General features: G+C 36.7%; 11 protein-coding genes. All 11 read right to left on the minus strand.

Annotated features, from left to right (window positions below):
* Nucleotides 1-43: 43 nt before the first annotated feature.
* Nucleotides 44-1,354, minus strand: a complete 1,311-nt coding sequence (locus T420_RS0106135; RefSeq protein WP_013545415.1) for a S41 family peptidase — start codon at nucleotides 1,352-1,354, stop codon at nucleotides 44-46.
* Nucleotides 1,344-2,630, minus strand: coding sequence for a murein hydrolase activator EnvC family protein (locus T420_RS0106140; protein WP_026501229.1), 1,287 nt, complete (start codon nucleotides 2,628-2,630; stop codon nucleotides 1,344-1,346). The genes T420_RS0106135 and T420_RS0106140 overlap by 11 nt, the downstream gene beginning before the upstream one ends.
* A gap of 90 nt (nucleotides 2,631-2,720) precedes the next feature.
* Entirely contained in the window at nucleotides 2,721-3,203 is a 483-nt protein-coding gene (gene rlmH, locus T420_RS0106145; RefSeq protein ID WP_013545417.1) for a 23S rRNA (pseudouridine(1915)-N(3))-methyltransferase RlmH, read from the minus strand.
* Between the two features lies 1 nt (nucleotide 3,204).
* Nucleotides 3,205-3,657 carry a ribosome silencing factor gene (rsfS, locus tag T420_RS0106150; protein WP_173361649.1) on the minus strand — a complete coding sequence of 151 codons (453 nt, stop codon included), beginning with the start codon at nucleotides 3,655-3,657 and terminating at the stop codon, nucleotides 3,205-3,207.
* 49 nt (nucleotides 3,658-3,706) lie between these two features.
* Nucleotides 3,707-4,300, minus strand: coding sequence for a nicotinate-nucleotide adenylyltransferase (locus tag T420_RS0106155; protein ID WP_026501231.1), 594 nt, complete (start codon nucleotides 4,298-4,300; stop codon nucleotides 3,707-3,709).
* 29 nt (nucleotides 4,301-4,329) lie between these two features.
* Nucleotides 4,330-5,586, minus strand: coding sequence for a glutamate-5-semialdehyde dehydrogenase (locus T420_RS0106160; protein ID WP_026501232.1), 1,257 nt, complete (start codon nucleotides 5,584-5,586; stop codon nucleotides 4,330-4,332).
* Nucleotides 5,587-5,636: 50 nt separating this feature from the next.
* Nucleotides 5,637-6,770 (minus strand): glutamate 5-kinase, encoded by a 1,134-nt coding sequence (gene proB / locus T420_RS0106165; RefSeq protein WP_013545421.1) that lies wholly within the window; start codon nucleotides 6,768-6,770, stop codon nucleotides 5,637-5,639.
* Between the two features lie 14 nt (nucleotides 6,771-6,784).
* Entirely contained in the window at nucleotides 6,785-7,798 is a 1,014-nt protein-coding gene (gene obgE, locus T420_RS0106170; RefSeq protein ID WP_013545422.1) for a GTPase ObgE, read from the minus strand.
* A gap of 182 nt (nucleotides 7,799-7,980) precedes the next feature.
* Nucleotides 7,981-8,697 (minus strand): RlmE family RNA methyltransferase, encoded by a 717-nt coding sequence (locus T420_RS0106175; RefSeq protein WP_013545423.1) that lies wholly within the window; start codon nucleotides 8,695-8,697, stop codon nucleotides 7,981-7,983.
* Nucleotides 8,698-9,713: 1,016 nt separating this feature from the next.
* Complete coding sequence (locus tag T420_RS0106195) at nucleotides 9,714-10,292, minus strand: invasion associated locus B family protein (RefSeq protein WP_026501233.1); 579 nt, start codon at nucleotides 10,290-10,292, stop codon at nucleotides 9,714-9,716.
* Nucleotides 10,292-11,381 (minus strand): Vomp family autotransporter (locus T420_RS07085; RefSeq protein ID WP_155914841.1); only part of this gene is annotated, 1,090 nt, incomplete at its 5' end. The genes T420_RS07085 and T420_RS0106195, both read right to left, overlap by 1 nt.

Genomic DNA, 11,381 nt, shown 5'->3' on the forward strand with positions numbered 1-11,381 from the left:
TAAAGTGCAACTCATAAAAAATATATTCTGTACACATTTCTTCTTACTTTAAAGTATCTTGATGAGGATCTGGTGGAAATGCTTTATGCGTTATCTCACCCCGTAAAAGCTTATAAGCTTCATTTAATTGCATATCATCCTTAGGATCTTTAGGAACAAAAGCAGCTGAACCAGAGCCTTTATCACTTTCTTGTTTTCCTTTGATATGTCCTTTTAACTCAGATTCACCAAGCGTTACATCATAACCCTTATATTCTTCAGGTAATGGCTGCTCTACAATAATATCAGGTGTGATCCCAGTTCCTTGAATCGATGTACCCGTTGGGGTGTAATAAAGCGCTGTCGTTAAACGTAAAGCTCCATTTTCACCTAGAGGAATAATTGTTTGAACAGATCCCTTACCAAAAGATTGTGTTCCTAAAATTGTAGCACGGCGATGATCTTGTAAAGCGCCTGCGACAATTTCAGAAGCACTTGCTGAACCACCATTAATAAGCACAATGAGAGGTTTCCCATTAATTAAATCTCCTGGTCTAGCATCAAATCTCGTCACATCTTTCTTTCTGCGACCACGAATTGATACAATCTCACCTTTATTAAGAAAAGCACCTGAAATACTAACAGCCTGTTCTAACAGGCCTCCAGGATTAAGACGTAAATCAAGTACATACCCTTTCAAATGATCTTTAGAAATTTTGGATTGAATATCTTTAACTGCAGCTTGAAGATCACCAAAAGTCTGCTCAGAAAATTGAATGAGTCTTAAATAACCAATATCATTTTCAACACGATATTTAACCGCCTTCACCTTGATAACATCACGAATAACTTTGATCTCAAACGGTTTATCAACACCAGAACGAATAATTGTCAGCGTAACCGGTGTACCAACAGCACCTCTCATTTGATTAACAGACTCATTCAAGGATTGACCATTTATCTGTTTACCATCAATCTTTGAAATAACATCTCCTGCTAAAATACCAGCTTTTGAAGCTGGTGTATCCTCCATTGGGGAAACAACTTTAAGGAGGTTCTTTTCCATAGTCACCTCAATACCAAGACCACCAAACTCTCCCTTAGTAGAAGCTCGCATGTCTTTGGCTGCTTCAGCATCCATATAAGAGGAATGTGGATCAAGTGAAGAAAGCATACCATTAATAGCATTTTCAACAAGCTTTTTATCATTTGGAACTGTCACATAGTGCGCACGCACTCGTTCAAAGACATCACCAAATATAGCCAACTGTTTATAAGTATTGCTATCATTATTCGCAGAAACAGACTGCACCATAATCATTGAACTAGCGCTGAGCAACATCACAGCGACCGAAAAAATAACTTTACGAATCATTTTTGTTCCTTTTCAATTGTTCAGTCTGCCACCAAGGGTTTGGATTCACAGGTTTCCCATGCTTTCTAAACTCAATGTAAAGCACTGGAGTTCTTTTGCCTATATCCAATGCAATAGTATTCGCAAAAAATTGCGTCCCCATCATACCAATAGGTTCACCTGAAAGAACAAATTGCCCCTGAGTTACATTGATTTTAGCCATTCCGATAAGAATAATATAATAACCGTGTCCAACATTAAGAATGATTAATTGCCCATAAGAACGGAATGATCCAGCAAAAGCAACAAGAGCGTCAGCAGGAGCAACAACTACAGCTGCTGGTTCTGTTGCAATAATTTCACCAAAGCGTGCAATATGGGAACTATTATTAAACTGTTGAATTTTTTTTCCTGAAACAGGTAAAAGCAAGCGACCTTTTTTATTTTTAAAATCCATCTGCTCTAATAATTGTAAACTCTTTTGCATCTCTTCTGATGAAGAAAAATCAGACTGTGATTGATGATCAAGCTCTAAAATTAATTCTTCTAAAGACTGAGCTTTTTTAATAAGAATGATATTTTTCTGTCGCAGCATTATAAGCTCTTTTTCTGATCTTTTCTGTAATTTCACTTTTTCACCTAATAAAAACTCTAAATATTTAAGCTGTTCAGCTTGACTCTGCATTTTAGCTTTTAAATCCGCGCATTCCATAGTAATTACATGGCTTAAATCGGTTAATCTTTTGAGACTTTTTGTTAAATCCTGTATTTTTTCTTGCATATCAGGAATGACTGCTCCCAATAAAATAGAACTGCGTATAGAAGCAAGAACATCTTTAGGTCTTGTTATAAGAGCAGGAAGCGGTTTTAATCCTGTCCGCGCTAAAATGGCTAATACTTCTGCAAATTCAGACCGACGATTTTTTAAATTGTGATACACATGCATCTGCTGCTCTAAAAGTTGCTTAAGCTTTTCCTCTCTTTTAATAATATCATTTGCTACATTACGTTCTATTTTAGCGACTTTTATGAGTTCATCAGTCAAAGTACGTTGATCTTTTTTTAAGCGATCAACTTTTTTTAGCAATGAAACAATATGGTCACGTGATACAGAAATATTATTGCGAATGTCCTCCAATGTTTTTCGTACTACTTCGCGACTGTCTATATTTTCAGCATGCAATATAGATATCCCAACACCCATGCTTAATATCAGTATCAGAGATATCAGGCATTTCTTGCATAAATACTGTATTTTTATCTTTTCATGAAGAAACCTCTTCATTTGCCTAACCATCAAGCTCAATTACTAAAATAAAGATGCTTTAAATGCTGTCACCTAAAACAATGTTAATAAGTACATAAATAAATAAAAAATATATAAAATTTAGAAACGATGATAAGGATGATGACTGATAATTGTTACGGCCCTATAAAGTTGTTCTGTAAGTAATATACGCGCAATTTGATGCGGCCATGTCATAAAACCAAAAGATAAAAGAAAATCAGCTCGATTTCTAACATGTTCACTATGTCCATCAGGTCCTCCTAAAGCAAGTATTAAATCACGAACACCCTCATCACGATAAAATGCTAATTTTTCAGCAAAAATAGATGATGATATCAACTTTCCACGCTCATCCAATACAATTAATCGGCATTTTTCAGGCAAGGATTCAAAAAGTTTTTTCCCTTCTTCTTCTACACGCTGACAGACTGTCTGAGCACGACTTTCTGATATTTCTTGCATCTTCCCAAAATGAAAACCTACAGCCCCAGCACTTTTAGAAAAACGATCCAAATAACGTTGAACCAATATCTGTTCAGCATCTTGTTTCATACGACCAACAGCAAAAATAGAAATTTGCATGTCAGTTGTCTCCAACAAAAATTGATTCAATATTATCCCAACTTGAATCAAGCCACATTTTTTCTAAATTATAAAAATTACGAATTTCCGGACGAAAAAGGTGAATAATGATATCGCCTGTATCAATCAGCACCCAATCTCCCCCAGCCATTCCTTCTACCCTTGCCTTACCGTATCCACTGTCTTTCCAAACATGTAAAAGATAATCAGTGATAGCCGAAACATGACGCTGCGAACAACCAGAAGCAATAACCATATAATCAGCCAACGAAGACCTTCCCTGGAGATCAATAGAAATAATATCCTCTGCTTTTATATTTTCTAAACTGCCGAGAATAATTTTAAGACCATGAGTAACTGACAAGCATTTTTCTTCTACTAAATTAGCAATAATATCACAGCGTTTTTGTACAAATTTTTCCAGGTTAATATCCTTTCTTATTATTTGCAACATAAGAGTAAAGAGGATTATTCTAAAATAGTCGCAGAATCCTATACAATGTTCAAGAAGAATCATTCCCTTCTAAACGAAGCTTCGTTGAAGATTGAAAAGATAAAGGCCCATGCAAATAAATCCAAGCAGGTGGCGTCATAAAAGGCAGTATTGTACTTTCTCTCTCATCCACACGAGAATAACGATAAGTTCTAGCCATAGGAGAAGAAAGTGCTGACATACGTGCTGAAGGACGATCAATAATTGCAACGGGAAGTATAGACATAATATCACGCCACCTATGCCAATAATGAAACGTTGCTAAATTATCTGCCCCCATAACCCAAACAAAATGTACTCCCCTATGGCGTATAAGGATATGAGAAATCGTATCGACTGATATTTTGCTCCCTATAGCCTTCTCAAAACCTGTTACGCGAATCTTTGGATGGTTAATAAATTTCAAGCTTAACTGCATTCTCTGGTGTAAAGATGGCAATTGTATACAATCTTTTAAAGGATTTCGCGGAGTTACCATCCACCATAATTGGTTAAGACGCAAACGCAAAATTGCAGTCTTTGCAACAAGAAGATGACCTGCATGCGGTGGATTAAAGGACCCACCGAAAAGTCCAATAACATTCGACTTCTCAACATGTGGTATACGATTTTCCCATGGAAAAAACAGTTGCTTCAAGGTCTAACCTGTCCATTTCCACTAATGTGATATTGAAATGATGTCAACTGTTCAACCCCTATTGGTCCACGTGCATGCATTTTCCCTGTCGCAATACCAATTTCCGCTCCAAAACCAAATTCACCTCCATCAGCAAATTGTGTAGATGCATTATGAAGCAAAATGGCTGAATCCAAACGATCAAAAAACATTTTAACCACCCCCATATCTTCACTAATAATTGATTCAGTATGTCTTGATGAATAACGCTGAATGTGTGCAATAGCTCCCTCAACACCATCAACCGTTTTGACAGATAAAATTGCATCAAGATATTCACAAGACCAATCTTCTTCACAGGCTAATCTAATTCCAGACATAAGCAAAAAAATATCTTCTGTCGCACGAATTTCACATCCCTTCTCCTTCAAAGCAATAAGAACAGGAAGAAATTTTTTTAATGCCTGACGGTCAATCAAAACTGTCTCAACGGCTCCACATATACCCGTACGCCGCAATTTTGCATTTAATACAATTTCACGTGCCATATTTAAATCCGCTGATTTATCAATATAAATATGACAGAGGCCCTCTAAATGTGCAAAAACAGGAACACGCGCATCAGATTGAACACGTGCCACAAGATTTTTCCCACCACGGGGTATAATAACATCAATTGCGCCATCCAAACCCTTAAGCATTTCCCCAACAGCATCGCGATCTTTTGTTTCAACTATTTGAATAGCACTCTTAGGTAAATTAGCCTGTTCCAAACCCTTTACTAATGCTGAATGAAGCGCAAGTGCAGAATGAAAACTGTCTGAACCACCACGCAAAATTGCAGCATTTCCAGATTTCAAACACAAAGCACTTGCATCAATCGTAACATTTGGCCGACTTTCATAAATAATACCAATTACACCAAGTGGTGTTCGCACGCGACGAATATTAAGCCCATTTGGACGTGTCCATTCACTGATAACTTCTCCAACAGGATCGGGCAAGCAAGCAATCTGACGAACACTATCGATCATTCCATGTAAACGTGATTCATCTAACTTCAACCGATCAACCATCGCAGATGTTAAATTATTCCGAGCAGCATTCTCTAAATCTTGACGATTAGCACATAAAATTTTAATCGACTGAGCCTCTAGGCTCAGAGCAATCATTTCCAAAGCACTTTTTCTTTGGTCAGCAGAAGCACTTGCAAGTATCGAAGCAACATCACGTGCTTTTTGCCCTATAGCTTTCATCTGTTCTTCTAAGGTCATATGATCACTCATTCACCAAAAAGGAGTATAAAAAAGGAGAATTTTTACATTTAATCCGGCAAGCAACGTAAAACCATATCATTGCGATGCACTACAGCGGAACACATTCCATTCCCAAGAATATATTCTATTTCTTCACTCTTACGACCTATAATAATTTTCGCTTCATCTGTTCCATAATTTATAAGACCACGAGCAATTTCAATCCCATTTTTATCAACAATCGCAACCGTATCTCCACGATCAAACATGCCCTCAACCGCAATAACCCCGGCAGCAAGTAATGATTTTCCAGACGCAAGTGCTTTAACAGCTCCCTGATCAATAGTCAAAACACCAGATGGATCTAAATGGCCAGAAATCCATGTTTTCCAAGCATTGACTGGCTTCTCACTTGCCGCAAAAAAACTACTGCGTTCTCCTTTGTCAATTGCTACAAGGGGATTCATGCGTTTTCCTGAGGTAATAATCATCGCTGTTCCAGCAGAAGTAGCTATTTTCCCTGCATCAAGTTTGGTCTTCATTCCACCTCGTGAAAACTCTGAAGCAGCAACACCTGCCATTTCCTCAATATCACGTGTAATTGATGCAACAAAAGCAACAAATTCAGCCTCTGGATTCAAATGAGGAGAACACGTATAAAGACCATCAACATCTGATAAAAGAATTAAAAGATCCGACCCTATCATCGTTGCAACACGTGCTGCTAAACGGTCATTATCACCATAACGAATTTCACTTGTTGCTACGGTATCGTTTTCATTGATAATAGGAACAACTCCTAAACGTAACAGTGTATCAATAGTAGCACGGGCATTAAGATAACGCCGACGCTCTTCTGTATCGGATAATGTCAGCAAAATCTGGCCTGTTTTCAATCCATGTTGAGCAAGTACATCACCATAAGCCTTGGCAAGCTCAATTTGACCTAAGGCAGCACATGCCTGACTCTCTTCTAATTTTAAAAAACCTCTAGAAAGATTAAGTGAGGTGCGCCCTAAAGCAATAGCACCAGAAGAAACTAATAAAACCTCAACTCCCTTTTGGCGTAGTACAACAACATCACTGATTAAACTTTTAAGCCACTCAACGCGTAAACCTGTTTGAGGATCAACTAAAAGCGCAGAACCAACCTTAATCACAATACGTTTATATTGCGCAAGTTTTTGCATTCCAAATGCCATGTTATGAATCCTGTTTACTCTTCACAAACATTATTTTTTTGTTCTTTTTTAATGATATGTGCAATAGCACGCAATACATTATCTAAACCTTCATGACTAACCGCAGAAAACATCATAACTGATTTACCAGATGCCTTTTGCAACATTTCCTGTTTGACTGCACGTTCCTCAATAGGAAGAGTATCGATTTGGCTTAAAGCCACAATTTCAGTTTTATCACTCAAATGGTGTCCATATGCCTCAAGCTCATGGCGAATAGTGTGATAAGCTTTTGCCACATCTTCTTCTTGAGCAGAAACCAAATGAAGTAAAACAGGACAACGTTCCACATGCCCTAAAAAACGGTCACCGATTCCAATACCTTCATGAGCTCCTTCGATCAAACCAGGAATATCCGCCAAAACAAATTCACGAGCATCAATAGATGCAACACCAAGATGAGGATATAAAGTAGTAAAAGGATAATTTGCAATTTTTGGCTTTGCAGCGGTTACTGAAGCCAAAAAAGTCGATTTTCCAGCATTCGGCAAACCAACAAGCCCTCCGTCAGCAATCAATTTCAAACGTAGCCAAAGTGTACGCTCTTCTCCCCTCAAGCCTGAATTTGCATGCCGAGGTGCCCGATTCGTAGAAGTTGTAAAATGAAGATTACCAAAACCGCCATTGCCTCCTTTAGCAAGACGGTAACGTTGACCAACTTTTATCAGATCACAAATCAACGTTTTATTATCTTCTTCAAAAATCTGTGTTCCAACCGGCACTTTAAGGATGATATCATCACCCTTTACGCCTGTCATATTACGCCCCCTACCATGTCCACCTGTTTTTGCTCTAAAATGCTGCTGGTAACGATAATCGATCAGTGTGTTGAGCCCATCTACTACAAGAGCCCACACATCACCACCACGTCCCCCATTCCCTCCATCTGGACCTCCAAATTCTATAAACTTTTCACGACGAAATGACACTGCTCCTGCTCCGCCATTACCAGAACGAATATAGACTTTAGCCTGATCAAGAAATTTCATAAAAACGCCTACTGAGAATTAACTTATTCTATCTATACAAAAAATACGCCTATTTTACGGATTTTCATTCTGCACAAAAACCACACAATAATTACTACAAATTGGTTAAAAAAATTTTTGCACTGTAAATACTGTAAATCAAGTCAAGTAACTTTTAACTTTTTATAAATGAAAAAACTATTTTATGTTTCAGTTATACCCTTAAATTCAAGAGCTAAAAGATAAAGTTCAACTGATTCTGCTCGGCTTGCAGGAGGTTTGACATGATGAACCGTTTTAAAATTCTGTTTCAATTTAGTAAGAAGAATATTTTCTGCTCCTCCTTGAAAAGCCTTTGCCAAAAAATGCCCTCCAGATTTAAGAAAAGAAAGAGCAAAATCAGCCGCCATTTCACATAAATATACTGTTCTCAAATGATCCGTTTGACGATGACCCGTTGTTGGTGCTGCCATATCAGAAAGAACTATATCCGGCTGTTCTCCTAAAGCATTCATCAACTTCTGCGGTGCATTTTCATGTAAAAAATCCATCTCCAGCACTACAACTCCAGGCAGTGGATCCATCGGTAAATAATCAATACCAACGACGCTAGGCTTTTGATCGCTTGATTCTACTTTATGGGCTGCCACCTGACACCATCCCCCAGGAGCAGCTCCTAGATCAATGATTTTCTGACCTTTTTTGAAAATCTTATAACGTTCGTCAATTTCAATTAGTTTATAAGCAGAACGCGAACGATAACCATCCACTTTTGATTGATGAACATAAGGATCATTCAAATGCCTCTCTAACCATCGCCTTGATGATGCTTTAATTGTTCCTGCTCTCTTTTTTACACGCTGATATAGTGCATGTGATCCCGAACCACCTCTACCACCTTTTGATGTTATTTTTCTCATAAATTTACCACTGCTATATTCTGATAATTTCTAATACTTAAAATATTTGCTTTTATGATGATGCCCCAACACCATTGCTCAACATCCAACTCTATAAAATCCCTTATTTGCTTCACAATCCGCAACTCTTAAATCACTGGCTGAACAAAACTTCTTGAATAACATCTCAAATAACACGACCAGCTAAAACTAAATTTTCCCTCTCATACTCAATGCAAAAATTAGTTACATATTTTTGATATCGCACAACAATAAATTTTTTATCATAAAGACCATATCTGTGCTTTTCATCCAAATACCCTCGCTTTGACTCCAATCATAATATTTAGAATTGAGATAGATCCCTACTAAAATCATCATTGTTCCAAAAGTTCCCAAAAGATAAAATATCCAGCTCTGTAATAAAACTCCTAATTGTAAGGATCTGAAAAATTCTTTAAAAAAACTCGCACATAATTTTCAGTGATCTGAAACCACCTAAATGCACATCTTCCGCCTAAAAACACTCAGCGAGCATAACAATATCAATGGGGGAGAGAAATATATCCAAACCATAATTTCTCTAACCAAATGTCAAAGAAAATTTTTTCAAAATATCAAGAAGAGCAATTTCTAAAGAACAACTTTCAATGTAAAAAAATCAATCCTCATATGCAAAAGCTGAAAAATATATTTCTGTTCTTTAAATTCTAAATTCTGTATGAAAATGATGAAATTTATTAAATAAATAAAGAAAACATCGATTTTCATAAAAATCATTTTTTCTTAAGAAATTTTAGAATTGGAAACTTATATATCAAAATATAATAGTTTACAGCATTTATAATTTTTTATAAGATCGATCAAAATTATCTATTAAGAAAAAGATGCTAATATTATTGATCTTATATTTTTAAATTAAATATAAATGCTCAATTTTTTTATTTTATTATTTTAGTTAAAAAAGAACAGTGACTACTTATCTGAAATAATCATCTCACCTTATTACATCCCTTATCTTTGTAAAATTACATCCCTTATCTTTGTAAAGAAAACAGTGCATCACTCAACCCATTAAATGGTAAGATAAAAGAAAATGTTTTTTCTTCTTTAAGTTTGTAGGAAACACGTACATTCTTCTTTTTCTCTATTTGATCACTTAAGACCGGACTCAAAGGCGATTGTGCTAAACAAACCACTTGATCACACTGTGTATAATGAACCAAAATAGCTTCTTTAACACCTTCCATAGATATTCTTATAGGAACAGTTGTATCAGCATTTGGTAATGTACGGAAAAGCATAGCTGGTTGACCATTTTTTGTAGAAACAAGAGACCAACTAAAAACTGTATTATCCTCTTCATCATGAACTGTTTGCGTTACATTACATATACCCTGCTTAAGGATTTTGTTTTCATCACAAATCAAAGTCCAATTATAAAATTGCATAATGAGCCGTCGTATTTCTCCAGGTTTTCCAGAAGGTACAGAAAGTTGGGGTGGATACACCGTATACATGTTATTTTTTTCATGAGAAAAGCTTTCCCTTTCGCCTAAGCCTAATAAGACAAAAGCGAAAAAAAGCCTTACAAAAACACTTTGATATCTTATCATCACTTCAGTCTCACACTTATACCTGCACCTATACCCCAATGACCACCAGCAGTTGTTACAGAAACATTGGAACGAATATTTCCATCTTCAGATGTATAACCAGCACCAAAAGCAATTGCAGATTGGCTGCGCCACACACCGCTACTAAACGCAATGCTTAACGCACCAGGAGCATCTTCGTAACGTAGATTAGACACTGCTAAACCAATAGCTGCTGCTTGCCTTGCTTCTTGTTTTACACCCTCAAGGTTATAACTTAATGTATCAAATTTCATATCGGTATATTCTTTAGCTTCAGAAACAGCATTCTTTATCTTTTCGTCTGTATATTTTTTCGACTCATCAAGGATAAACTCCATTTTTTCATATAATTGTCCACCATTGATGGCTTCTTTTGAATGTTTTTCAACTTTACCATCACCAATATTATCAATCACAACAGGCGCACTTGCATCACCCCCTACTAAAGTGATTTTATTGGTTTTATTCCCATCTTCATCTTGATCATATAGAACGGCACCCTCTGTCATCTGACCACCTGAGTTTTCAAATTTATTAAACTTATTTTCAAGATCATTGACTTTTTGATTTGTCTCCCAAAGCTGACCACCAGTCACTGCATCGCTAGAGCCTTTTTTTATTTCACCATCAGCGACACCGGTAAGCTTACTATTAGTAATCTCACCATCTTCTCCTTTTCGGCTTGCATCATAGGCACCTTTATCTTTATTCCAAGCTAAACCATCATTTCCTGCCTGACCTTGAATATTATTAAGGCGTTTGTTCAGATCTTCCATACTTTTATTAACACCATCAAAAGCACTAGCTACATTATTATATTTCTTATATTTTTGCTCACCGGTTTTATTATCAGAATCAAATTGAATAATCTGAAACGTCGGAGCAGTCCATCCATCAGGACCATACTTAGCTTCACCTCCAAAATATTGAGCAACTTTAGTATTCGTATTGTAAAGCTGCTTACCAGTAACCGCTTCAGTCGAAGTTTCTGAAAGCATTCCATCATTCAAACCAGAAAGCGTCCGTGCCTTACTGTCTTTATTTAAAAGGTTGATTTCTGTTCCACCA

The organism is Bartonella clarridgeiae ATCC 51734 (assembly GCF_000518185.1).
Lineage (GTDB): Bacteria > Pseudomonadota > Alphaproteobacteria > Rhizobiales > Rhizobiaceae > Bartonella > Bartonella clarridgeiae.

Coding starts and splice junctions, on each gene's coding strand:
- T420_RS0106135 (WP_013545415.1), bottom strand. CDS start 1,354: ATGATTCGTAAAGTTATTTTTTCGGTCGCTGTGATGTTGCTCAGCGCT.
- rsfS (WP_173361649.1), bottom strand. CDS start 3,657: ATGTTGCAAATAATAAGAAAGGATATTAACCTGGAAAAATTTGTACAA.
- T420_RS0106160 (WP_026501232.1), bottom strand. CDS start 5,586: ATGACCTTAGAAGAACAGATGAAAGCTATAGGGCAAAAAGCACGTGAT.
- T420_RS0106175 (WP_013545423.1), bottom strand. CDS start 8,697: ATGAGAAAAATAACATCAAAAGGTGGTAGAGGTGGTTCGGGATCACAT.
- proB (WP_013545421.1), bottom strand. CDS start 6,770: ATGGCATTTGGAATGCAAAAACTTGCGCAATATAAACGTATTGTGATT.
- T420_RS0106140 (WP_026501229.1), bottom strand. CDS start 2,630: ATGGTTAGGCAAATGAAGAGGTTTCTTCATGAAAAGATAAAAATACAG.
- rlmH (WP_013545417.1), bottom strand. CDS start 3,203: ATGCAAATTTCTATTTTTGCTGTTGGTCGTATGAAACAAGATGCTGAA.
- T420_RS0106195 (WP_026501233.1), bottom strand. CDS start 10,292: ATGATAAGATATCAAAGTGTTTTTGTAAGGCTTTTTTTCGCTTTTGTC.
- obgE (WP_013545422.1), bottom strand. CDS start 7,798: ATGAAATTTCTTGATCAGGCTAAAGTCTATATTCGTTCTGGTAATGGC.